This window comes from Stutzerimonas sp. CXK-1, assembly GCF_057738225.1.
In genome coordinates, this window is record NZ_CM173217.1 from 170,436 (window position 1) to 193,205 (window position 22,770).

Genomic DNA, 22,770 nt, shown 5'->3' on the forward strand with positions numbered 1-22,770 from the left:
TAGGGTGGATCGCGCTTTATCGATCCACCAACCGGCCCAGCGGGCCGGCAACGAACTTGGGCCCACCGGACCGACCCGAACAACGCGCGTGGAAAAGGCTGCGCCGTTTTCCACCCTACGAAGGAACCGAGCATGAACGACGACACATTCGACCTGCGCCTCGACACGCTGCGCACGGCCTATGAAGCGGGCGCCACCACCCCGCGCCAGCTGATCGCCGCCCTGCGTGACAAGGCCGCCGCGCTCAACGGCGAATTCAACGCCTTCATCCACCTGCTGGACGCCGCCGAGCTCGAACCCTACCTGGCCGCGCTCGACGGCAAGACGCCCGCCGAGCTGCCGCTCTACGGCGTGCCCTTCGCCATCAAGGACAACATCGACCTGGCCGGCATCCCGACCACCGCCGCCTGCCCGGCCTTCGCCTACACCCCCGAGACCAGCGCGACGATCATCGAGCAGCTGATCGCCCTCGGCGCGGTGCCGCTGGGCAAGACCAACCTCGACCAGTTCGCCACTGGCCTCAACGGCACCCGCTCGCCCTACGGCGAATGCCGCAACTCGGTACACCCGGACTACCCCTCCGGCGGCTCCAGCGCCGGTTCGGCGTTGGCCGTGGCGCTGGGGCTGGCAAGCTTCGCCCTCGGCACCGACACCGCCGGCTCCGGCCGGGTCCCGGCGGCGCTGAACAATCTGGTGGGATTGAAAGCCAGCAAGGGCCTGATCTCCACCGCCGGCGTCGTCCCCGCCTGCCGTACCCTGGACTGCGTGACCTTTTTCACCGCCACGGCGGCCGAAGCCAGCCGGCTGCTGGCGCTCACCGCCAGGCTCGACCCCCGCGACGAGTACAGCCGCGCCAACCCGCTGTGGAACGACGGCTCGGCGTTCGGCCAGGTGCAGGCCTTCCGCTTCGGCGTGCCGAAAAACCCCGAGTTTCTCGGCTGCCCGGAAAGCCCGGCGCTGTTCGCCGCCACCATTGAGCATCTCCAATCCCTCGGCGGCGAGCCGGTGGAGATCGACTTCGCGCCGTTCCTCGAAGCCGCGCGCCTGCTCTATGAAGGCCCCTGGGTGGCCGAGCGCTACAGCGTGGCCGGCGCGCTGATCGAGCAGCAGCCCGATGCCGTACTGCCGGTGATCAGGGCGGTACTGGAAAAGGCCCCGGGCACCACCGCCGTGCAGCTGTTCCAGGCGCAATACCGCCTGCAGCAGCTCAAGGCGATCTGCGACCGGATCATGGCCGAGGTCGACTGCGTGCCGACGCCCGCCTACCCGCGCCCGGTGACCCTGGCCGAGCTGCACGCCGAGCCGGTCAAGCGCAATTCGGACCTGGGCTACTACACCAACTTCATGAACATGCTCGACTACGCCGCCGTCGCGGTGCCGGCCGGCACCATGGGCAACGGCCTGCCCTGGGGCGTGACCCTGTTCGGCCGGGTGTTCACCGACCAGTACCTGCTGAGCCTGGCCGCCGCCCTGCAGCGCCAGACCGGCCTCGCGCTGGTCGGCGGCAACGCAATCACCGCCCCCGCGCCGCAGAACCCGGCGCGCAACGACAGGGCCAGGGTGGTGGTCTGCGGCGCGCACCTGGACGGCCTGCCGCTCAACTGGCAGCTGCGCCAGCGCGGCGGCCGGCTGCTGGAGGCGACCGAAAGCGCCCCGGCCTACAAGCTCTATGCCCTGGCCGGCGGGCCGGTATTGCGCCCGGGCATGGTCCGGGTCAGCGAAGGCGGTGCGGCGATCGGCGTGGAAGTCTGGGAAATCCCCAGCGCCGAGCTGGGCTCGTTCCTCACCGGCATCCCGGCGCCGCTCGGCCTGGGCAAGGTCGAGCTGGCCGACGGGCGCTGGGAGACCGGCTTTATCTGCGAGGGCTACGGCCTGGAGGGCGCCGAGGACATCACCCGCTTCGGCGGCTGGCGGGCGTGGCTGGCGCAGCGGAGGTGAGACAGCCAGAGACCTCGCCCGCACCCCGCTCACTGTGAGGGCGCGAGGTGCAGGCGCGGGACTGTCGACCGGCATGCGGTTCGGATGCGCCCCGCGCAGCCTTCGATGGTGCCGGCGGCTCTAGGGGCGAACCGCTCAGGCGGCCAGGTCGGAACCGGCCGCGTCCGTTCTCACGCTAGTTTTCGTCGCTGCGGCGGCGCCTCGGCAAGGCCTGGTCCGGCGCTGGCCCGGCCTCTCGCAGCACCACCTGATGGACAGCCGGGCCTGGCAGCGCGATTCCCGCAGCGCGCAAAGCGTCGATCAGGTTCGCCCTGACCCGGGATGCGGTGAGCATGAAGTCCGATCTGCGCGAGTCGCACCAGAACTGCACCTGGAAGGCGAGTTCACTCTGGCCCATTTCGCGGATGGCCACCGAGGGCTGCGGTTCGGCGATGACGCCTTCGGCACGCAGGGTGGCCTCCTCGAGTACACGCAGCACCTTCTGCAGCTCGACGTCGTAGCCGAGGTAGCAGACCACCTGGCCACGACGCACGGGCGCAGCGGTGTTGTTGGTGACCCGTGAAGTGAAGGTGTCGGCATTCGGCACCAGTACCCGGCGGCCATCGTAGGTGCGAATCTGCGTGGCGCGCAGTTCGATGCGTTCGACGGTGCCTTCGGTCTCGCCAATGACGATCTGGTCACCGAGCTGGAAGGGCCGCAGGGTGAGGATCAGCAAGCCGCTGACGAAGTTGGACAGGATGTCCTTCAGGGCGAAGCCCAATGCCAGGCTGGTCAGCCCAAGCCCGGTGGCCAGGGCGCCGGGTTCGAGGCCAAAGGCGGTGGCAGCGACGATCAGGCCCAGCAGCCAGACGGTGTAGTAGCTGACCTGCTTGATCAGATTCTCCACCGTCCGATCGTGAATCAAGCGGCGGGAGATCATCCGGACCACTGCGCGCACGCCTGCGGCCAACGCCCAGAACACGCCGATCACCAGCAGCGCCGCCAAGGCGCGCGGCACGATGCTGATGGCCGCTTCGAGCAACCTGGCGAAGGCGGTATCGACACTGGCGCGCACGTCGGTCACGAAGCGTGCCCGCTCGGAGGTGCGTCGTGTGCTGGCCTGCGCCAGCGCAGTTTCGAGAATCGACGCCCACTCGCGCGCCTGCGCGTCCAGGGCCATGCCGTTGGCTTCGGCATCTTCCCTGGTGACCTGCATCAGCACGCGACCGGCCATGGTGATCTGGCGCGACGCGGCGTTTTCCCCAGCCGCAGCGATGCGCGCTCTACTGATGCCCTGCGGCGTTTCCAGCACGGTCAGCAGTTGCCGCTCGATCTGCCGGGCCCGCAGGCGCGCCTCCAGGGTTTCGGTTCCGCCAAGGCGAAACAGCGCGCGGCCGTCGAGCCGCACGGTCGCCAGGCCATCGTCCACCTGTGCGGCGGCGGGAAATGTCTGAAAAAGGGTGAGCAGTGACAGCAGCAGGGCCAGCGGCCAATGCATCGGTCGAGTCACGGGAGGGCGGGGGCGGGGAGCGCGTTCCCCTGGGCCGATCGACGCGCTGTCCACGACCCAGGGGGCAACTGCAGGCGCGTCAGAAGACCAGCGCGAACAGGCCGATGACCACGATCAGGCCGATCAGAAAGATGATGCCGATGGTGCTGCCGAGGAACTTCAACATGGTGGCTCTCCTGTGGAGGGGGTCTATCTGTTCCGACTCGGCACCTCCTGTCATCGTTCACCCGCGCGGACGGGTGATCGCTCCCGTCGCCTCGCCGGAACATCCCTGCGCCTGCGCTTCTCCGATGAGGAAGCGGCCGACATCCTGTCGGCTCGACGTTCGCGAGGAGGCTTGCATGCGAATTTCTCTGCCCCGGATCGGGCTCGGCGGCGCGCCGCTGGGCAACATGTTCCACCCACTCAGCGAGGCCACCGCCGATGCCACGCTGCAGGCCGCGTGGGATGCCGGCTTTCGCTATTACGACGTGTCGCCGCACTACGGCGCCGGGCTGGCCGAACAGCGCTTCGGCCGCCTGCTGTCAGGCAAGCCGCGTGACGAGTTCGTGCTCAGCACCAAGGTCGGCCGGCTGCTGCAGCCGGCCAGCGCGCCGGAGAACGCCAAACCGTTCCCCGATGAGCTGCCCAACAAGCGGGTGCCGGACTATTCGGCCGACGGTGCGCGTCGCTCCATCGAAGACAGCCTGGAACGCCTGGGCGTCGATCGGCTGGACGTGGTGTTCATCCACGACGTATCGGAAGACCAGTGGGGCCCGCAGTGGCGCGACTACTTCCAGCAGGCGATGAGCGGCGCCGCCAAGGCCCTGACCGAGATGCGCGAGCAGGGCCTGATCCGCGGTTGGGGCCTGGGCGTGAACCTCGTCGAGCCCTGCCGCATGGCGCTGGAGCAGGCCGACCCCGACGTCTTCCTGCTGGCCGGGCGCTATTCGCTGCTCGATCACCGCGAGGCGCTGGAGACCCTGTTTCCGCGCTGCCTTGAGCGTGGCGTTGGCATCGTCGTCGGCGGGCCGTTCAACTCCGGCGTGCTGGCCGGCGGCGATCACTTCGAGTACGACCGCATCCCGGACGAGATCCGCGACCGCAAGGCGCGCCTCGACCAGGTCGCGCAGCGCTTCGGCGTCGACCTGCGCGCGGCGGCGATCCACTTCTGCCTCGCGCATCCGGCGGTGCTCTCGACCATTCCGGGTACCGCCAACCCGGCGCGCCCGGCGCAGTACATGGGCTACTACCAGGCTCGCGTGCCGGCCGAGTTCTGGCAGGCGCTCAAGCACGAAGGGCTGCTCGGCGAGGACGTGCCGGTACCGGCCTGACGGCGCACCGGCCCCGCAGGCCGGCCGAAACGGGGCATTTTTTCCTGCCGGGCTCCCCATTGGGGCGTCGCCCGGCAGCCCTGGCCAGCTGTCGACGTGCCGGCTTCGGCCGGCAACCTCTTGAATATCCGCGGCTTTCTCTCGTTTCAGGGCAACTGGCACGCAAGCTGCTCTGTCCCCTGTGAACGGGATGAGTCGCGCGCTCGCGCCGCTTGTAACGGCACACACTGGAGAAACACCCAGGCGAACTAGGGTTCCGGTCTGCAGGACGCAGGCGCTGGTCCGAGAGTTCTCCGGCCCGAAGGATGCGGGCTACACGGCGGGATAAAAGCCCGGGAGACGCGATGTCATCCCGTGCCTGTCATTCCACCGTGAGGAGTCACGTCCATGTCAGCTTCCGCGTTTCGCTCGTTGCGCAAGGCCCTGCTCGGCGCCACCCTGGCCGCCAGCACCCTGCTTGCCCCACTGGCCGGCCAGGCGGCCGAATCGATGAAGATCGGCACCGTGGTCTGGGCCGGCTACGGGCCGTTCTACGTCGCCGACAAGAAGGGCCTGTTCGAGCCGCATGGCCTGGACGTCGAACTGCAGTTCTTCAACGATCCGGCGCTGATTCCCACGGCGCTGGCCAGCCGCGCCCTCGACGGCGGCATGCTGACCTACGACCAGGTGGTCGCCTCGGTCGCCAAGGGGCTCAAGCACCGGGTGGTGATGCCCATCGACTTCTCCAACGGCGGCGATGCCATCGTCGCCGAGGCCTCGGTTGGCTCGGTCGCCGATTTCAAGGGCAGGAAGGTCGGCTTCAACCCGCTGTCGCCCTCGGAGTTCCTGCTGGCCTACGCGCTGCAGCAGAACGGCATGAGCGACAAGGACATCGTCCCGGTGAACATGACCCCGGAGGGCATTCCCGGCGCCATGGCCTCGGGCAGCCTGCCGGTAGGCGTGACCTACGAGCCGAACGTGTCGCAGATCCTCGGCATGGGCGACGGTAGCAAGTTCAAGGTGGTGTTCTCGTCGAAGGACGCCCCCGGCCTCATCACCGACGTGCTGGTGTTCGACGAGGCGATGATCGCCAAGAAGCCGGAGGCCATAAAGGCGCTGATCGAGGGCTACCTCGACGGCCTGGCCTACATGCGCGAGCACCCCGAGGAATCGGCGCAGATCATTGGCCAGGTGCTTGGCGTCAGCGCCGCCGAAGCGCAGGCGCAGATGGCCGGCGCACACAACCTCAGCCTCGAGGAAATGCCGGCCAGCTTCGCACCCTCGCAGGCCACCAGCTCGTTCCACGGCAGCGGCGCAATCATCGCCAAGCTGCTGAAGGCCAACGGCCAGATCCCGGCCATTCCGGATTTCACCCAGACCTACGACGCCCGTTTCGTCGAAGCGCTCGTCCAGTGAACCCTGACCGGGCCGGCTGCGGTCGGCCCCTGCGGAGCCCGTCATGACCACTACCGCCAAGCCCAAGTCGCTGTTCCGCTACGCCGACGGCCGGCTGCCCAATACCCTGGCCATCGGCTACACGCTGTTCGGCTATGTCGGCGGCATCGCCCTGTTGTTCGCCGGGAGTGCCTGGCTGAACGCGCTCGGCACCCTGCTGCTGGCGCACGCGATGATCATCGCCGCCTACCTGATCCACGAGTTCGCCCATGGCACCATCTTCAGCGTGCCGCGCCACAACGTCTGGGCCGGCAACCTGTGCAGCTGGATGGCCGGCAGCTGCTATGCCGAGTTCCAGGACCTGCGCAAGAAACACATGCGCCATCACGTCGACCGCGCCGACGTCATCACCTTCGACAGCAAGGCCTTCCTGCTGGCCTGCCCGGGCTGGGTCCGGCGCCTGGTGCTGGCGCTGGAATGGGCCTACATCCCGGCGGTCGAGCTGATCATGCACGGCTACGTCATCGCCTTACCGTTCATCACCGGCAACGACAAGCATCGCGCCCGTCGTCGGCAGGTGGCGCTGACCCTGGCGGTGCGCGGCCTGCTGTTCACCGTCATGGGTCTGGTCTCGTTGAAGGCGCTCGCGCTGTACCTGCTCGCCTGGCTGATCATGCTCAGCGTGCTGCGCTTCGCCGATGCCTACCAGCACACCTACGATGCCTTCGCCGTGCTGGAGGAGGGCGCCGTGCCCGACGACAAGCCGCGCGACCGCCGCTATGAACAGCAGAACACCTTCAGCAACGTCGTTTCGCTGCGCTGGCCGGCGCTGAATCTGCTGCTGCTCAACTTCAGCTACCACAACGCCCATCACGAAAAGCCGGTGGCGCCCTGGTACCGCCTGCCGCGGCTGCACGAGGAGCTCTACGGCAGCGCTTATGCCCAGGTCATCCCGATGCGCCAGCTACTCGGGCCGTTCCACCGCCACCGCCTCAAGCGCGTGCTCAGCGATGACTACGGTGTGGTCGGCGAAGGCCCCGGCAAGGCCGAGGGTTTCTACGGCGCCGTGGGCGTCTCCTTTCTGACGGCGGTGTGAAATGAATGCGCTCGATTACCGCGGTCGCACGCTGGTGCTGACCGGCGCGGCCGGTGGCATCGGCCAGGGCCTGGCGCAGGCTTTCGCCGAGGCCGGGGCGCGGCTGGAGCTGATCGATCGTGACGGCGCCGCGCTCGACCGCCTCTGTGCCGTCCTGCCGGAGGGCGTCCAGGCGCGCGCCGTGGTGCTCGACCTGGGCGATCTGGCCGCCGTGCAGGCCTACGCCGACGATCTGGCGGCGCAGGAGCTGACGGTCGATGTGCTGATCAACAACGCCGGCGTGGAGTATCCGACCCCGCTGGGCGAGGCGAGCACGCAGGCCGACCGCCGCTGGGCCGAGCTGCTGGACAACAACGTGGCCTCCATGCAGCGCCTGACCCGTGCCTTGCTGCCGCGCCTGGCCGCTGGCGCCAGCGTGATCAACCAGGCGTCGATCTGGGGGCTGAAGGGCGTGCCGGGCTTTTCCGCCTATGTCGCCAGCAAGCACGCGGTGATCGGCCTGACCCGGGCGCTGGCCTGGGAACTCGGCGCGCGGCGCATTCGCGTCAACGCCGTATGCCCCGGCTGGATCGCTACCGAGGCGGCGATGCGTTCGCTGCGCAGCATGGCCGCCGAGCACGGCCGCAGCGAGGCCGCCGAACTGCAGGTGATCCTGGCCGCGCAGGCGATCCCCGAACTGCTGCGACCGGCCGATCTGGCCGGGACCTTTCTGTTTCTCGGCTCGCCGCTGGCCGCTGCCCTGACCGGGCAGGCGCTGTCGGTCAGCCACGGCGAGGTGATGCACTGATGGACATCCAGCTCAGCGGCCAGACGGCCCTGGTCACCGGCGCGGCGACCGGCATCGGGCGTGCCACCGCGCTGGCCCTGGCGGCGGCCGGCGCAACGGTATGGGCCAACCATCTCGGCCAGCACAGCGCGGCCTGCGAGCTGCAGGCCCACGGCATACGCCCGGTCGAGGCCGATGTCAGCGACCCACAGGCGGTTGCCGCCCTGTTCGAGGCGATCGCCGCCGAAGGGCCGCTGGACCTGCTGGTGAACAACGCCGGGGTGATCCTCGAGAAAGCCTTTCTCGACACCGACGAGGACGACTGGGCGCGGGTGCTCGGCGTCGACCTGACGGCGGTCTATCGCTGCTGCCGGCATGCGCTGCCCGGCATGCGCGAGCGCCGTCGCGGGGCCATCGTCAACGTCGCCTCGGACCTCGCTTTTCTCGGGCGCGAGCACTACGCCGCCTACTGCACGGCCAAGGCCGGGGTGCTGGGGCTCACCCGTTCGCTGGCGCGCGAGTTCGCCGCCGACGGCATCCGTGTCAACGCGGTCGCCCCCGGGCCGATCGCCACGGCGATGGTCAGCGCCGAGCACATGAGCGACGAGTGGATGGCCAAGGAGCTGGCCATTCCCATGGCGCGCCTGGGCACGCCGGAGGAGGTGGCCGCGGCCATTGTCTTCCTGCTGTCACCGCAGGCGAGCTATTTCACCGGACAGACGCTCGGGCCCAACGGTGGCTCCTGGATGGGCGCATGAGCCGGTTGCTGCCCCAGGCGATGCTGATCGGTGGCGCGGTCATGTGGGGGCTGGGCTGGTTGCCGCTGCAGTATTTCGCCGCGCGCGGCCTGGCCGGCATGCCACTGGTACTGCTGACCTACGCGCTGCTCAGCCTGCTGGCCCTGCCGGTGCTCTGGCGGCAGCGCCGGCGCTGGGCCACGCAGCCTCGGCAGCTGCTCGTCATCGGCCTGTGCGGCGGCTGGGCAACGGCGGCGCTGATCACGGCACTGGGCGAGGGGCATGTGGTGCGGGTGATGCTGCTGTTCTACCTGGCGCCGGTGTGGGCGATGCTCGGCGGCTGGCTGCTGCTTGGCGAGCGCCTGAGCCTGGCGCGGGTGTTCGCCCTGGGCCTGGCCCTGCTGGGGATCGCCGTCACCCTGGGCGTGAGTCGCGAAACGCTGCGCCCGCTGCAGCCGAACGACTGGCTGGCTCTCTCGGCCGGGCTGGCCTTCAGCCTCAACAACCTGGCGACCCGCGCCGCCGATCGGGTGCCGCTGGCGAGCAAGGCGCTGGTCAGCTTCGTCGGCAGTGCGCTGCTCGGTGCGCTGTTCTGCCTGTTCGGCGAACAGGCCCTGCCGGCGGTCGACTTCACCCTCGCCTGGCAGGTCGGCCTGCTCGCCCTTGGCTGGATCCTCAGCATGTCCGCCGTGCAGTACGGGCTGACCCATCTGGAAGCCGGGCGTGCCGCGCTGCTGGTGGTGTTCGAGTTGATCGCCGCGGTGCTCTCGGCGGCCTGGCTCGGCCAGCAGGGCATCGCCACTCACGAATGGCTCGGCGCCGCGCTGGTGACCGCTGCTGCCCTGATCGCCGGCTGGCCCGAGCGGCCGGCACTACCCGTTGCAAGGAGTCCGCTGACATGAACCCCGTCCATATGGATCAACTGAGCTGGGTCGACTACGAGCGCCGCGTGCGCGACGGCGCCGTGCTGTTCCTGCCCTGCGGCGCCACCGAGCAGCACGGCCCGCACCTGCCGTTGGGTACCGATGCGCTGCTGGCGAGCGCGATCAGCGCCGAGGTGGCCGCGCGCGTCGGCGGGCTGGTCGCGCCGGCGCTTTCCTACGGCTACAAGTCGCAGCCCAGGTGCGGCGGCGGGCAGCACTTCTGCGGCACCACCAGCCTCGACGGCGCCACCCTCAGCGCGCTGGTTCGCGATGCGGTGCGCGAGTTTCACCGGCACGGCGTGCGGCGGCTGGTGCTGGTGCTCGGTCATTACGAGAACACCTGGTTCGTCGCCGAAGGCATCCAGCTGGCGCTGCGCGATCTCGGCCCGGGCGCCGGGCTCGAGGTGATGCGCCTGGAACACTGGGATTTCTGCCGCGAACAGACGCTGGGCGAGATCTTTCCCGACGGCTTTCCCGGCTTTGCCCTGGAGCACGCGGCGGTGATCGAGACCTCGCTGATGCTGCACTTCCACCCGCAGCTGGTGGCGCTGGAGAAGATTCCGGACGACGGCCCGGCCGACTTCCCGCCGTACGACATGTATCCGACACGCACCGCCTGGGTGCCACCCTCCGGCGTGCTGTCCTCGGCCCGGGGCTCGAGCGCCGCCAAGGGCGAGCGCATGGCCGCCGACATCGTCGCGGGCATCGCCGCGGCGGTGTGCCACGAATTCCAGCTGGAGCAGCCGTGATGCTCGATCTACGCCGCACGGCGCTGCTGGTCATCGACATGCAGCGCGACTTCTGCGCCCCCGGCGGCTATGCCGACCAGGCAGGGTTGAACATCGACCGCCTGCGCGCGCCGATCCCGGTGATCGCCCGCCTGTTGGCGCACGCGCGGGCGCTCGGGTTGCTGGTGGTGCATACCCGCGAAGGCCATCGCCCGGACCTGACCGACCTGCCGGCGGCCAAGCGCCACCGTGCCGAGGCCACCGGTGCGCCGATCGGCTCGCCCGGCCCGCTTGGCCGGCTGCTGGTGCGCGGCGAATACGGCCATGACCTGGTCGACGAACTGCAGCCGTTGGCCGGCGAGCCGGTGATCGACAAGCCCGGCTACAGCGCCTTCGCCCATACCGATCTCGACCTGCTGCTGCGCAAGCGTGGCATCGAGACGCTGATCCTCACGGGCGTGACCACCGAAGTCTGCGTGGCCTCGACACTGCGCCAGGCCATCGACCTGGGCTTCGACTGCCTGACCATCAGCGACGCCTGCGCCAGTACCGAGCCGACGCTGCATCGCGCCGCCCTGGCGATGATCGAGGTCGAGGGCGGCATCTTCGGCCGGGTCGCCGACAGCACGGCGCTGCTCGAATGGTTGCGGGGTGCCGCATGAGCGCCGCCATCCACAACGTAGCGACCCCGGCGTCGCCCGGGCCCGCCGGTGCCGTGCCGGAGGCCTATCTGGGTGTCTGGCAGCGTCGCCTGCTGACCACCCGCGCGGGGCTGCGCGACGAGACCAGCGAAGTGTTCTGGTTGCAGGCCGCTTGCCTGCATGCCGACCTGCGCCTGCCGCAGCCGGGGGTGCGCGCCGCCTCGCTGGAAACCGCCAGCCATGCCGAACAGCTGGCGCTGGCCGACCAGGCCGGCTTTGCCGGGCTCACCGAGGTGCGCGGCGACCGCTGCCAGTGGCACCGGCTGATCGACTTCCAGCCCGGCGGCGGGCCGGCGGACATCGGCCGCATGCGCTTCGAGCAGCCCGAGCGCCTGCTCGAGGACGGGCTCGACGGTAGCTATCACGAAGTCTGGCAGCGGCTGCCGGAGTCCCGCGGGCACAACTGGGGCCTCTGGCTGCAGGCCGCGACGGGCGGGCGGCAGGGCTGCCTGCTGGTCGCTGGCGACTACTTCCTGTTTGCCGCCGAGCGGGCCTGCGCGCTGCCCGACGGCGGCAGCCTGCGCCAGCGATTGGCCGAGGTCGGTCCGGCGCAACGTCCGGCATTGCTCGGCTTCGAGCTCTCGTTCGGTCGCCAGCGCGGCGGCGCCACGCCCTGGCGCATCAGCCATTCGACGCTGCCGGGGCGAGCCGGCCAGGCGCTGCTGCCGGCCGACTGCCCCTACGTGTCGGCCGCCGCGCTGCCGGCCTCGGCCCTGCTCGCGCTGGGCCAGCACTGCCCGGCCGGTGGCTGGGTCGCGCTGGCGCCACCCCCTTTGCCCGCTTCGCAGGAGAACCACCCATGACTGCGCAACTCAGCCTGACTCATCCGGACCTGGCATCAAGCCCTGCGCCGCGCGACCCGCCGGCGGCGATAGCCACCGCGCCGGCGCCGCGCCGCGCACGCCTGTGGACGCTGCGCGGCGAGCTGCCGCGCCGTACGGTCTGGGCGCTGGCGGCGACCGGCCTGGCCACGCCCTTCCTGCTCTGGTGGGCCTGGACCGCGCTCGGCCTGGCCGATCCGCTGTTCATGCCGAGCCCCGGTGCGGTGTTCGAGCGCATCCTGCGCTGGTGGCGCGAGGAGGGCCTGCTCGGCGATATCGGCATCAGTGTCTGGCGCGTCATGGCCGGGTTTGCCGCCTCGGCGCTGGTGGCCCTGCCGCTGGGGCTGTACATCGGCACCTATCGCCCGGTGCAGGCGCTGCTCGAGCCGCTGACCGACTTCATCCGCTACATGCCGGCGGTGGCCTTTATCCCGCTGGTGATGCTCTGGGTCGGCATCGACGAGGGTTCGAAGGTGCTCATCATCTTCATCGGCACCTTTTTCCAGATGGTGCTGATGGTCGCCGAGGACGTGCGCCGGGTGCCGATGGCGCAGATCGAGGCGGCGCAGACGATGGGCGCGACCCGTGCCGAGATCGTCAAGCTGGTGATCCTGCCGTCGGCGCGCCCGGCGCTGCTCGATACCCTGCGCGTCACCTGCGGCTGGGCCTGGACCTACCTGGTGGTGGCCGAGCTGGTGGCCGCCAACTCGGGCCTGGGGTACGCGATTCTCAAGGCGCAGCGCTACATGCACACCGACAAGATCTTCGCCGGGATCCTGTTGATCGGCCTGATCGGCCTGCTCACCGACCAGGCCTTCCGCTGGCTGTCGCGCCGCGCCTTTCCCTGGAGGAAACAAGCATGACCCCACCGAAGATCGCCATCCGCCAGGTCGGCAAGACCTTTGTCAGCGAGGGCCGCGAGGTCGAGGCGCTGCAGTCGGTCAGCCTCGACGTGCAGCCCAACGAGTTCATCACCTTTGTCGGCGCCTCGGGCTGCGGCAAGTCCACGCTGCTGCGCATCGTCGCCGGGCTGGAGGCACAGAGCCGTGGGCAGATCCTGCTCGACGGCCGGCCGGTGGACGGCCCGGGCGTGGACCGGGCGATGGTCTTTCAGCACTACAGCCTCTACCCCTGGCTGACGGTGATGAAGAACATCAAGTTCTGCCGGCAGCTGAAGGTCATCGCCGACCAGGTGCGCGGCGATGCCGACATCGAGACCGCCAGCGGCCGCGCCGACGCGCTGCTCGCACTGATGGGCCTGACCAGCTTTGCCGACGCCTACCCCAGCCAGCTCTCCGGTGGCATGCAGCAGCGTGTCGCCATCGCCCGCGCACTGATGCCCAAGCCGGCCACCTTGCTGATGGACGAACCCTTCGGCGCGCTCGATGCGCAGACCCGCGAGGTGATGCACGACCTCATCCGGCATGTGCACAAGTTGGAAAAGACCACCATCCTGTTCGTCACCCACGACGTCGAGGAGGCGATCTACCTCGGCACGCGTGTGGTGCTGATGGCGCCGCGCCCGGGGCGCATCGACTCGATCTACGAGGTGCCGCTGCCGGCGGTGCGCGACCAGGACATGAAGCTCGCGCCGGCCTTCACCGAGCTCAAGCGCGAGATTCTCGGGCGCATCCGCGAAACCTCCGGCATGCAGACCGACCTCGAGCAGCTGGCCCGGCTCACCGCCGTGGCCCACTAGACCCGCCGCGCCGGCCGGCTCAGCGCAGCAGCTCGGCCATGCCGGCGAACACCTGGGCCATCGCCGCCGGGTTGCGCCCCGGGCCGCCGGCGCAGTGGCCCCAGTCCGACTCCAGTACGCGCAGCTCGGCGCCGGGGATCAGCCCGGCCTCATGGCGGGCGTCGTCCGCGGTGAAGTACAGGTCGCTGCTACCCGGCATCAGTAGCGTGCGCGCGCGGACCCGGCCGAGCGCCTCGGCGAGGCTCGCGACGGCAAAGTCGCGGGCCGGGTCCGCGCTTTGCCAGGTATCGAGCACGCAGAGCAGGTCGTTGGCGTCCTGCGCCAGGTGATCGGCTTCCCACCAGGCGAGCAGTGCTTCGAGCGAATCGAAGCCAAGCCCGCGCCAGCCTTCGCGGCGGTAGAACGCCTGTGAATAGGCCCAGCCGGCGTAGACCCGGCCAAAGGCGCGCAGCCCGCGCTGCGGCGCCGCCTGGTAGTGGCCGTCGTGCCAGGCGGCATCGGCGCACAGCGCCGCCTTCACGCCGTCGAGAAACACCCGGTTGTGCGGCCAGCAGCGCGCCGTGCAGCAGAACGGCAGGATCGCGCGCACCCGCTCGGGGTAGGCCATCGCCCAGTACAGGGCCTGCATGCCGCCCATCGACCAACCGGTGACCAGGCGCAGCGTCCAGTCCGCGCCGAACAGCGCATCGAGCAGCCGCTTCTGGGCCCGCACGTTGTCCAGCAGGCCGATGCGCGGGAAGTCGGCGCCACGCTGCGTGGCATGTGCCTGGCTCGGCGAGCTGGACCAGCCGGCGCCGAACAGGTTGGTCAGCACCACGCAGTGCTCGCCATCGGCCAGCGGACTGCCTGCACCGATCAGGGGCAGGCTGCCCCAATGTGTTCCACCGTAGTAGCTCGGGACCAGCACCAGGTTGTCCCGCGCGGCGTTCGGCTGGCCGACTAGTTGATAGCAGAGCCGCGCCTGTCGCAGGGTCGCGCCGCTTTCCAGGGCCAGTTCGCCGAGTTCCAGGAAGTTTTTTTCTCTATGTATTTCAATCATTTGGCCATCTCCATCCGGGGCTGCGCACAGCGCTGCTGCGCCGCCGCTCTGCCTTTTCTATACACGCTGGCATGTATATTGGATGAAGGATTCGTGCCACGGCCGAGAGGCTGGCCCGAATTCAGCTAGGAGCGCCACATGACCACCTTCCCGCAATCGATCGTCGACGAACTCAAACAGCAGCTGCAGGCCAAGGGCGTGAAGTACGCCATGGCCAGCTACGTGGATATCCACGGCGTCATCAAGGGCAAGTTCGTGCCCCTGCCGCACCTGGGGCAGATGCTCAAGGGGTCGGAGCTCTACACCGGGGCTGCACTCGACGGTGTGCCGCAGGACATCAGCGACAACGAGGTCGCCGCCATGCCCGACCCGGCGAGCGCCACCCAGTGCAGCTGGAACCGCGAGCTGGCCTGGTTCGCCAGCGACCTGTACCTCGACGGCCAGCCCTTCGAGGCGTGTTCGCGCAATATCCTCAAGCGCCAGACCGAGGCCGCCGCCGCGCTCGGCTACCGCTTCAACCTCGGCATCGAGACCGAGTTCTTTCTCCTCAAGGACACGCCCGAGGGTGGCTTCGCACCGTTGTCGGCGCGCGACACCGCGGCCAAGCCCTGCTACGACCCGCGCGGGCTGATGGACAACCTGCCGATCATCGACGAGCTGGTCGAAGCGATGAACGAGATGGGCTGGGGCGTCTATTCCTTCGACCACGAGGACGCCAACGGACAGTTCGAGACCGATTTCAAATATGCCGACGCGCTGACCATGGCCGATCGCTTCGTGTTCTTCCGCCTGATGGCCGGGGAGATCGCCCGCAAGCACGGCGCCTTCGCCAGCTTCATGCCCAAGCCCTCGGCCAACCGCACCGGCTCGGGCGCGCACTACAACATGTCGCTGGCCGACCTCGGCAGCGGCCAGAACCTCTTCGAGGTCGCAGGCGAGGACCCGCACGGCTGCGGCGTCACGCCGCTGGCGTATCACTTCATCGCCGGGGTGCTCAAGCATGCCAAGGCGATCTGCGCGGTGATCGCGCCGACCGTCAACAGCTACAAGCGCCTGGTGCGCAAAGGCGCCATGTCCGGCTCGACCTGGGCTCCGGTGTTCTGCTGCTACGGCAACAACAACCGCACCAACATGCTGCGCATCCCCTCGCAGGGCGGGCGGGTGGAATGCCGCGCGGCGGACATCGCCTGCAACCCCTATCTGGGCGCCGCGATGATCCTCGCCGCAGGCCTGGAAGGCATTCGCGAGCGGCTCGACCCTGGCCTGCCGCACCGCGAGAACATGTACCACTACAGCGAAAAGGAGGTCCGCGAGCTGGGCATCGAGACCCTGCCGCGCACCCTCGACGAAGCCATCGACGCCTTCGAGGCCGACCCGCTGTCGCGGCAGGTGTTCGGCGACGCCCTGTTCGAAACCTTCGTGCAGTTCAAGCGTGACGAGTGGAGCGCCTACCACACGCACGTCTCCGACTGGGAAATCCAGCGTTATCTGAAGTTCTTCTAAGGAGCGACACCATGCAGATCACGATGCTCAAAGGCTGGCTGTGCGCCGGCGCCCTGGCACTGGCCAGCCTCTCGCCGCTGGCACAGGCCGAGAAGAAGGACAGCTTCGACCTCGCCTGGACCATCTACGCCGGCTGGATGCCGTGGCAGTACGCCGACGAGTCGGGAATCATGAAGAAGTGGGCCGACAAGTACGGCATCACCGTGAACATCACCCAGGTCAACGACTACGTCGAATCGATCAACCAGTACACCGCCGGCCAGTTCGACGGCGTGGTCGCCACCAGCATGGATGCCCTGTCGATCCCCGCCGCCGGCGGGCTCGACACCACCGCGCTGATCGTCGGCGACTACTCCAACGGCAACGACGGCATGGTGATGAAGGGCAGCAGCGACCTGAAGACGCTCAAGGGCCAGCCGGTGCATCTGGTCGAGCTGTCGGTCTCGCACTACCTGCTGGCGCACGCGCTGGAAAGCGTCGGCCTCTCCGAACGCGACGTGCAGGTGGTCAACACCTCCGACGCCGACCTGGTCGCCGCCTTCGGCACGCCCGATGTGCGCAACGTGGTGACCTGGAACCCGCTGCTCGCCGAGGTGCAGGCCATGCCCGACGCTCATCGGGTGTTCGACTCCAGCCGGATACCCGGCCACATCAAGGACCTGACCATCGTCAACAGCCAGACCCTGGCCGACAACCCGGCGCTGGGCAAGGCCCTGGTCGGCGCCTGGTACGAGGTGATGGCGATTCTCGAGAGTGACAGTGAAGAAGGCGCCAAGGCCCGTGCCGCGCTGGGCCGCGCCTCGGGCACCGACCAGGCCGGCTACGAGGCGCAGCTCGAGGGCATGAAGATGTTCTGGAAACCGGCCGACTCGCTGGCCTTCATCACCAGCGACGAGGCTCGCCAGGCGATGGACAGCGTGCGCCGCTTCTCCTTCGATCACGGCCTGCTCGGCGAAGGCGCCGACTCGGTGGACTTCGTCGGCATCGCCATGCCCGGCGATCAGGTGCTGGGCGACGCCGGCAACATCAAGCTGCGCTTCGACACCCGCTACATGCAGATGGCCGCCGACGGCTCGCTGTAAACGGCTGCGCGGGGCCGGCGCGCCGGCACCCGCTGCAACCCGGCGTCACCCGGTCGGCTCCCCGAGCGGCCGGCTGCGCTACCATCGCCTCCCTCGCAACCGACCGACATCGCCATGCGCCGCACCAAAGAAGACGCCGAACAGACTCGCCTGAAGGTCATCGAAGCCGCGCTTGAGCTGTTCAGCCGCAACGGCTACTCCAACACCACCCTGGCGATGATCGCCGAAGCCGCCGGCTTCAGCCGCGGCCCCATCTACTGGCACTTCAAGAACAAGGACGAACTCTACGAAGCCGTGCTGACCTACTCCCAGCAACCGCTGGAGCAACTGGTCGAACGCACTCGCGCGCTGGCCGGCGAACCGCTGCTCGCGCTCGCCCACTTCGTCGAGCACTGGTTTCGCCTGCTGCTGGAAAATCGTTGGCACCGGCAGTCGTTCGAGATCCTGCTGAACAAGACCGAACTCACCGCCCAGCTCGCCGGCACGCTGCAGCGCGAACGCCAGCTGACCCGGCAGATGACCCGCCTGTTAGGCGACCTGATCGAACAGGCCCAGCGCGCGCGGCTGATCCCCGCCACGCAGGACCCGACCTCGCTCGGCCTGCTGCTCTATTCCTCGCTGATGGGCATCACCCATACCTGGCTGTTCTCGCCGCGGCTGTTCTCCCTCAAGGACCGCGCACCGCACTTCAGCGCCGCGCTGCTGGCCCTGCTGCACACCGCCCCAGGCACGCCCGCGACCTGACCCACCGCCCCTGTCGCCCGCGCCGCCGCCCGTGCTAGCCTTCGGCTCCACGCGTGTGCCACAGCGCATCGACACTCCCGCGTCTGATCCTCAGCTGACGCAGGAAAATCCCTTGTAAATCAAAGAGGAAGGCAATCGCACCCGGTGGTGCGGCCGGGCTTCAAATCCTGTTTTTAACATGGTCAATGATGGGTAACGTTGACCATTACTGATCAGAATCGGAAGAGGTCTGTGCCTTGGTGGCCTTTGACGGCGATTTACGGCATATATTTTCGACACATTTTCGACACATTCTCAGATAAGCAGAAATCCATCCTGCGCCGTGCTTTCGCATGCAGTGATGAGGAAAAGGAAAATCTATGGATTTAGCAGCTTTTGAGAGAAACATTCTTGCCACAGGCTTCGAGCTTGAGTTCAAAGTCGGCTGCCTACTGAAGGATAAAGGCTGGTCTTTTATCAGCAACCGCTATTATGTCGATGACGTTGAACAGTCCGTCAGAGAAATAGACCTTCTAGCTTATAAGTATTCAAAATTAGAAGATGTAGATGTTTTTACGGCGCTATTGATCAGCTGCAAAAAGGCCGATGGTCGCGCATGGGCATTACTAACACGTGATATTAACTTAAAAGACCCCAATACGAACTGGTTTCCTTACCACGGCTACAGCAACCATGTAGGCATCCAGTATCAAACCGCCCTTCCTGAATGGGAAGATAGATATAAAGAAAAATGCCAAAAGCATGGGTCCAAAATTATAACTACTCCCGGAGTTGAAATCTTTGCATTCCAAGAAATGGATAGCAAGAATGGGAAAGCTCAAAACGATAAGGCGATATTCTCCTCGATCAGCTCGTTAATGAAAGCCCAAGCATACGAGCTGAATTTCTTACCTAAGCGCCTCGATGATAAAAAGAAGACGGTTTACAACCTGAATTTAATCTCGGTTCTTGCGGGAGATTTAATTAAGATACATTTTTCACCCAACGTGCCGCCTGCAGCGGAGCGAATTCAATCCGAGACTTATGTATCAAAGTACATCCTAAATAATCAGCAGACAACATGCAGAATACGCTTCGTTACCGAGCCTGCACTGCCTGAGCTTCTAGATCATTACAGTTCACTTCACGAGATTAACTGTAATATTTTTACTCAGGAGCTGAATGACTTTTACAGCGACGCTATAAAAATAGGAAAGAAAAACACTCTCTTAAAAGATGATTTTCGGTCCGAGGTTTATCAGAAGCTCAATAGATTACTTTTTGCTAACCAGCTCCCAGAGCTTGACAGAGACGACTTGGACGCTTGGAGCGGTGGCAAGATCGTTTATATCGAAGTTGGCGATGACGAAGAAGTCGTCGATTTTTTAAATGAATACGCTCCTGCGAAAGAAATAGCAAAAGCAGCCTTAATGAAGACATATAAGTACAGCGGGGAATTCACTTTTACCGTATCGATACCGTTCTAAGAAAACTTGCCATGCTGGGAGTTTTGCAGTTCTGCCTACATTTTTTTCGATAATCAAATTTTGTCAGGGTCGAGAAGCTCTATTTGTGAACAACGGATATTCGTCTTCTCGTTTCGCAGCTGTGCTATCTGCTTTCGGAGTTGTTCGCCCTGCCTGCAATCCTTCTCGGTAGTGAATATGTATGACTCTCTGAGTGGCGGTTGTGCTGTATCCGGTGGATTGATAAGTGTCGCTGTAAGTATCCATGCCAGCATTCTCTATATCTCCGCTCTCAAGTTCACCACTAGTTTCTGATGTTCAGATTAACGCTCGCCTTGCAGTTCCTGCGCTGAATGCTTCCTTCCCCGCCAGGGCAGAAGTCGCTGAGCCGCGACTCTTTGCCTACAACCACAATTTCTTTTGGTCGGGACGGAATCGTTGCGGTTAGCTCGGGAATAACGCGTGTAGCGGGAACGATATTGGTTGCGCCCTGGGGAACGTAGTTTTTGTCGTTGAATACGGTTTGCTTGGGCGGTGGTTCTGCCGTACCGGCTTGGGGCTGGGGTGTTTGCGGCTGAGGCGTTTCACCTTTCGCGGCCACTTCCTCTACTACCCTGTCCCAATCCTTGGTCGCTACCGGCTCAGCTCGCGTGATTTCGGCGACAGGGGCTGGCTTAGGCTGGATGCGCTTATCGGCGATGCCCTGGGCGGTGCCTTTGAGGAATGCCGAACTCACTACCTGTAGCGCGGCCAGCATGATCGCGGTGCCGATCAGCCCTGGTATCAGCCATGCTACGGCTCCCTTGCGCGGGCGTCTTCTGATGTAGTCCGGGGCGTCGTTCCATTCAGCCTTCATATCTCCCTCTCCCTGTCCTTCGGGCGTACCAGCGCCTAGTCACTTCCTTGGTGATCGCTATCCCGCGTCTTGACTGGTCAAGTTTCGGTTGGCCTCGTCATAGTCGGGGCTTGTCTGCCCGCACTCAGGGGCGACTTTTCCGCTCGCCAGCCAAAGCGCGTAGTGAGGAAAAACCCGCACAAGCACGTCCAGCTCTTCGCTGCTGACGCGAACAGTCTTGTGTCTGATGTTCTTCCATCGGCTGTAGTTGATTTCGGAGGCGCGGACTAACTCATCCAGCCCTGCCTTATAAATCAAAGCTATCGCCCTATCTTGTATTAATTCCATATCGATCTAACAGGCTTCGAGTTTAACAATTGAACTCTAGCGGGCAGGTAGCTATATTGTCTCTACGGTTTAACTATTAGACACAACAGTTAAACCAGCGTATGCCAACAATGACCAACATAGTGCAACAAAGGCTAAGGACATGGAAGGAAACCTACCGCCGATAGACCTGCTCAACGCGCCCCCGGTCATGCCGTGGCGCCAGTTCGCGGACTGGATTCGCATGGGCGATGAACACGACGTGGTGTGGGGCTGGATTCGCAACGGCTACATCCCGTCGCACAAGGTCGGCAAGTACGTGATGGTCAACGTGGCGTTGCTGGTTAAGCAGCTCATGGAAAAGGAGTGGGACGAATGATCCGCACCGCTCACGGAAAGCCAGGGGATGGGATGACCTATGTCGAAGCCGACCAGCTATCAACGCCTTCCGCACGCCCAGGACTGCGACTGCTCTGTCTGCTGGTCCAGACGCGAAATGGCGAACCCCGTTCCCTCCCCGTCCACACGCTGCGCCCAATGCCGCCCCGCCTCTGCGCGGCCGATTCGCACGCTGCAAATGGGCTGCGTCGGTGGAATCTGGAAGCCTCTGCTCTCGGAGTGGACAGTGGAACCGGCCTTTATCTGCGAGAAGCACACGCCACCCGACCGCCCCGCGAAGTGGTGGAGCGTTGCTTACCAAGATTCAACCTCGGCGCCGAGCGAGCAATTCCCGTTCTAGCCGAAACCGCGACCGAAGCCGAGCAGGTCCAGGGCCGCGCTCCCGGCTCGTCGGATCACGCTTCACCGATCCGGCGAACGGAAGCACGGGCGCAGCGCACCCTTGACCCTGCACGAACAGAAACAGCCTCCGCTCGTGAGTGTGGGGCAGCTTCACCGCCCCGCGCTCCCGAGCCCTCGGCGGCAAGAGTGGGATGACAAGGGCAAAGCCCTTGGTGTTAACCAACTAGAGAACACGCACAACGCGACGTTTTAACCAGTAGGCCAAGTAACAGATCACCTCGGTGAACTTGCGAGTTCACCGGCTCGGGATCGCTCGGCCTGCAGAAAGCAAAGCCGCGCAATAAAGCGCAATTAACGAGAGGAAACACAACATGGCACGTTCAATCATGGAAGTTGCATTTATCAGCGCTGAGAAAGTCGAGTTCGACAACGTCAAGCTGGTGAAGCTGTTCGTTGGCGATGAGCCCGACGGCAAGCGCGACCTGGGCATCTCCATCCTGTCGATGAGCGTGGCCGAAGAAAGCCTCGACGAAGTGTGGGCCGCTTGCGAAGGCCTCGACGTGTTGGAGCCGATCCGCGTAACCACCGAGATCGAACGCGGCTCGAAGAACGCCGGCAAGTTCATCGTGCTCCACGTCGAGCCGGTCAAGGCCGCCAGCGCGCCGGCCCCCAAGCCGGCCCAGCCAGCCCCGCAAACCGCTAAGCCATCCGGCACTCAGCCGGAAACGGCCAAAGCCAACTAACCGGGAGGGGCGGCCATGCTGATCGGTGACCGGGTGTTCTGCGACTGCTGCGGCAATGACATGGGCAAGCTCATGAGCCTGCCCGCGCCACAAAGCGACCTGCTGCCCGACCTCAGCCTGCCGCCGCACTTCGCCGTCTGCCCCGACTGCGAACCCTCCGAACAACCCGCCGACCTTGAGGCCGGCGAATGACTTACGCGCTCACCTGCGACGGCACCGTCTCGGTCGATGCAGGCGGGGCGCCCCTGTGTTCCGGGGGCTGGGTCTTGGTCCAGCTTCCAGAACAGTTCGACCCCAGCCAGCTGGACCCCGCCGTATTGGCCCAGGTGTTCGGGATCGGATTCACCCTCGTAACCACTGTGCTGTTGATCGGCATCGGCTGTAAGGCCGTTCTCGACTTCCTCAAGCACGCCTGAAACCTGCAAAGGAGCCTCACCATGAAAAACCTCAAACGTGTGTCCCGCGATCTGGCCCTGGCCATTCCTTTCGCTGCAGCGGCTTCGGCCTCCTACGCCGAGGGCTGGGACTACAGCGCCCTGACCAACGGCGTGGACTTCTCGACGATCGCCGGTGGCGTCCTCGCCGTCGCGGCCCTGCTGGCAGCGGTATACGCCGGCATCAAAGGTGCCCGCGTCGTCCTCGGCTTCCTGCGTTCGTAACGCTCAACCGCAACCCAGGCCGGCCTAGCGCCGGCCTTTCTCTTGGCGAGGTACACATGCAAGCGCT

General features: G+C 66.0%; 27 protein-coding genes and 1 riboswitch. Of the genes, 22 read left to right on the forward strand and 5 right to left on the reverse strand.

Translation table 11 applies throughout. The annotated features are described in order from the left end of the window. Window positions 1–132 precede the first annotated feature (132 nt). Window positions 133–1,938: an allophanate hydrolase gene (atzF, locus tag AC0KXH_RS00815; protein WP_488223981.1), complete on the forward strand. Its 1,806-nt coding sequence runs from the start codon at window positions 133–135 to the stop codon at window positions 1,936–1,938. A gap of 175 nt (window positions 1,939–2,113) precedes the next feature. On the opposite strand, the gene AC0KXH_RS00820 is transcribed toward atzF, so the two are convergent. Both AC0KXH_RS00820 and AC0KXH_RS00825 read right to left on the reverse strand, forming a co-directional pair. Beyond that, window positions 2,114–3,415 carry a mechanosensitive ion channel family protein gene (locus tag AC0KXH_RS00820; protein WP_488223982.1) on the reverse strand — a complete coding sequence of 434 codons (1,302 nt, stop codon included), beginning with the start codon at window positions 3,413–3,415 and terminating at the stop codon, window positions 2,114–2,116. Window positions 3,416–3,506: 91 nt separating this feature from the next. Next, entirely contained in the window at window positions 3,507–3,647 is a 141-nt protein-coding gene (locus tag AC0KXH_RS00825; RefSeq protein ID WP_212542403.1) for a small membrane protein YohP, read from the reverse strand. Window positions 3,648–3,768: 121 nt separating this feature from the next. Here AC0KXH_RS00825 and AC0KXH_RS00830 point away from each other — a divergent pair, with 121 nt between their 5' ends. From AC0KXH_RS00830 to AC0KXH_RS00880, 11 genes are all read left to right on the forward strand, one after another. Beyond that, the gene (locus AC0KXH_RS00830; RefSeq protein WP_488223983.1) at window positions 3,769–4,740 is read left to right on the forward strand and encodes an aldo/keto reductase; all 972 of its coding nucleotides are present in this window, start codon (window positions 3,769–3,771) and stop codon (window positions 4,738–4,740) included. Window positions 4,741–4,977: 237 nt separating this feature from the next. Continuing rightward, window positions 4,978–5,081, forward strand: a riboswitch (guanidine-I (ykkC/yxkD leader). Window positions 5,082–5,127: 46 nt separating this feature from the next. Further along, window positions 5,128–6,135 carry an ABC transporter substrate-binding protein gene (locus AC0KXH_RS00835; RefSeq protein ID WP_061338232.1) on the forward strand — a complete coding sequence of 336 codons (1,008 nt, stop codon included), beginning with the start codon at window positions 5,128–5,130 and terminating at the stop codon, window positions 6,133–6,135. A 43-nt stretch (window positions 6,136–6,178) separates the two neighbouring features. After that, the gene (locus AC0KXH_RS00840; protein WP_212542402.1) at window positions 6,179–7,210 is read left to right on the forward strand and encodes a fatty acid desaturase family protein; all 1,032 of its coding nucleotides are present in this window, start codon (window positions 6,179–6,181) and stop codon (window positions 7,208–7,210) included. A gap of 1 nt (window position 7,211) precedes the next feature. Then, window positions 7,212–7,997 (forward strand): SDR family NAD(P)-dependent oxidoreductase, encoded by a 786-nt coding sequence (locus AC0KXH_RS00845; RefSeq protein WP_488223984.1) that lies wholly within the window; start codon window positions 7,212–7,214, stop codon window positions 7,995–7,997. Next, on the forward strand, window positions 7,997–8,734 hold the full coding sequence (locus AC0KXH_RS00850; RefSeq protein ID WP_488223985.1) for an SDR family NAD(P)-dependent oxidoreductase: 738 nt from the start codon (window positions 7,997–7,999) through the stop codon (window positions 8,732–8,734). The genes AC0KXH_RS00845 and AC0KXH_RS00850 overlap by 1 nt, the downstream gene beginning before the upstream one ends. Further along, window positions 8,731–9,615, forward strand: coding sequence for a DMT family transporter (locus AC0KXH_RS00855; RefSeq protein ID WP_041109074.1), 885 nt, complete (start codon window positions 8,731–8,733; stop codon window positions 9,613–9,615). The genes AC0KXH_RS00850 and AC0KXH_RS00855 overlap by 4 nt, the downstream gene beginning before the upstream one ends. Further along, a complete protein-coding gene (locus tag AC0KXH_RS00860; RefSeq protein WP_043217820.1) occupies window positions 9,612–10,385 on the forward strand; it encodes a creatininase in 774 nt (257 codons plus the stop codon). The genes AC0KXH_RS00855 and AC0KXH_RS00860 overlap by 4 nt, the downstream gene beginning before the upstream one ends. Next, window positions 10,385–11,026 (forward strand): cysteine hydrolase family protein, encoded by a 642-nt coding sequence (locus tag AC0KXH_RS00865; RefSeq protein WP_041109071.1) that lies wholly within the window; start codon window positions 10,385–10,387, stop codon window positions 11,024–11,026. The genes AC0KXH_RS00860 and AC0KXH_RS00865 overlap by 1 nt, the downstream gene beginning before the upstream one ends. Beyond that, window positions 11,023–11,868 (forward strand): hypothetical protein, encoded by an 846-nt coding sequence (locus AC0KXH_RS00870; RefSeq protein ID WP_488223986.1) that lies wholly within the window; start codon window positions 11,023–11,025, stop codon window positions 11,866–11,868. The genes AC0KXH_RS00865 and AC0KXH_RS00870 overlap by 4 nt, the downstream gene beginning before the upstream one ends. Beyond that, a complete protein-coding gene (locus AC0KXH_RS00875) occupies window positions 11,865–12,749 on the forward strand; it encodes an ABC transporter permease (protein WP_200627283.1) in 885 nt (294 codons plus the stop codon). The genes AC0KXH_RS00870 and AC0KXH_RS00875 overlap by 4 nt, the downstream gene beginning before the upstream one ends. After that, window positions 12,746–13,585, forward strand: coding sequence for an ABC transporter ATP-binding protein (locus tag AC0KXH_RS00880; protein WP_043217823.1), 840 nt, complete (start codon window positions 12,746–12,748; stop codon window positions 13,583–13,585). The genes AC0KXH_RS00875 and AC0KXH_RS00880 overlap by 4 nt, the downstream gene beginning before the upstream one ends. Before the next feature lie 19 nt (window positions 13,586–13,604). Here the strand turns inward: AC0KXH_RS00880 and AC0KXH_RS00885 are convergent, their stop codons facing one another. After that, window positions 13,605–14,624 (reverse strand): alpha/beta fold hydrolase, encoded by a 1,020-nt coding sequence (locus tag AC0KXH_RS00885; RefSeq protein WP_488223987.1) that lies wholly within the window; start codon window positions 14,622–14,624, stop codon window positions 13,605–13,607. 138 nt (window positions 14,625–14,762) lie between these two features. On the opposite strand from AC0KXH_RS00885, the gene glnT reads away from it, so the two are divergent. The 4 genes from glnT to AC0KXH_RS00905 all read left to right on the forward strand — a co-directional run bounded on the left by glnT (window position 14,763) and on the right by AC0KXH_RS00905 (window position 19,419). Beyond that, the gene (glnT, locus tag AC0KXH_RS00890; protein ID WP_224109234.1) at window positions 14,763–16,127 is read left to right on the forward strand and encodes a type III glutamate--ammonia ligase; all 1,365 of its coding nucleotides are present in this window, start codon (window positions 14,763–14,765) and stop codon (window positions 16,125–16,127) included. An 11-nt stretch (window positions 16,128–16,138) separates the two neighbouring features. Beyond that, window positions 16,139–17,209, forward strand: coding sequence for a putative urea ABC transporter substrate-binding protein (locus tag AC0KXH_RS00895; RefSeq protein ID WP_212542396.1), 1,071 nt, complete (start codon window positions 16,139–16,141; stop codon window positions 17,207–17,209). Between the two features lie 114 nt (window positions 17,210–17,323). Beyond that, window positions 17,324–17,953 carry a TetR family transcriptional regulator gene (locus AC0KXH_RS00900; RefSeq protein ID WP_041109059.1) on the forward strand — a complete coding sequence of 210 codons (630 nt, stop codon included), beginning with the start codon at window positions 17,324–17,326 and terminating at the stop codon, window positions 17,951–17,953. A gap of 359 nt (window positions 17,954–18,312) precedes the next feature. Beyond that, window positions 18,313–19,419: a hypothetical protein gene (locus AC0KXH_RS00905; RefSeq protein ID WP_041771617.1), complete on the forward strand. Its 1,107-nt coding sequence runs from the start codon at window positions 18,313–18,315 to the stop codon at window positions 19,417–19,419. Between the two features lie 283 nt (window positions 19,420–19,702). Here AC0KXH_RS00905 and AC0KXH_RS00910 read toward each other — a convergent pair whose 3' ends face one another. Continuing rightward, on the reverse strand, window positions 19,703–20,254 hold the full coding sequence (locus AC0KXH_RS00910; protein WP_488223988.1) for a hypothetical protein: 552 nt from the start codon (window positions 20,252–20,254) through the stop codon (window positions 19,703–19,705). A 57-nt stretch (window positions 20,255–20,311) separates the two neighbouring features. Then, window positions 20,312–20,581 (reverse strand): hypothetical protein, encoded by a 270-nt coding sequence (locus AC0KXH_RS00915; RefSeq protein WP_044313984.1) that lies wholly within the window; start codon window positions 20,579–20,581, stop codon window positions 20,312–20,314. A 142-nt stretch (window positions 20,582–20,723) separates the two neighbouring features. Between AC0KXH_RS00915 and AC0KXH_RS00920 the strand changes: the two genes are divergently transcribed. From AC0KXH_RS00920 to AC0KXH_RS00945, 6 genes are all read left to right on the forward strand, one after another. After that, window positions 20,724–20,939 (forward strand): DNA-binding protein, encoded by a 216-nt coding sequence (locus AC0KXH_RS00920; protein WP_125881902.1) that lies wholly within the window; start codon window positions 20,724–20,726, stop codon window positions 20,937–20,939. A 39-nt stretch (window positions 20,940–20,978) separates the two neighbouring features. Continuing rightward, window positions 20,979–21,299, forward strand: coding sequence for a lysogeny maintenance protein PflM (gene pflM / locus AC0KXH_RS00925; protein WP_488223989.1), 321 nt, complete (start codon window positions 20,979–20,981; stop codon window positions 21,297–21,299). Between the two features lie 373 nt (window positions 21,300–21,672). After that, entirely contained in the window at window positions 21,673–22,044 is a 372-nt protein-coding gene (locus AC0KXH_RS00930) for a hypothetical protein (protein WP_488223990.1), read from the forward strand. A 15-nt stretch (window positions 22,045–22,059) separates the two neighbouring features. Then, window positions 22,060–22,236: a hypothetical protein gene (locus AC0KXH_RS00935; protein WP_488223991.1), complete on the forward strand. Its 177-nt coding sequence runs from the start codon at window positions 22,060–22,062 to the stop codon at window positions 22,234–22,236. Then, window positions 22,233–22,460, forward strand: coding sequence for a hypothetical protein (locus tag AC0KXH_RS00940; RefSeq protein WP_019406439.1), 228 nt, complete (start codon window positions 22,233–22,235; stop codon window positions 22,458–22,460). Before AC0KXH_RS00935 ends, AC0KXH_RS00940 begins: the two co-directional genes overlap by 4 nt. Before the next feature lie 21 nt (window positions 22,461–22,481). Further along, window positions 22,482–22,703: a hypothetical protein gene (locus tag AC0KXH_RS00945; protein WP_313250205.1), complete on the forward strand. Its 222-nt coding sequence runs from the start codon at window positions 22,482–22,484 to the stop codon at window positions 22,701–22,703. The last annotated feature ends 67 nt before the right edge of the window (window positions 22,704–22,770 follow it).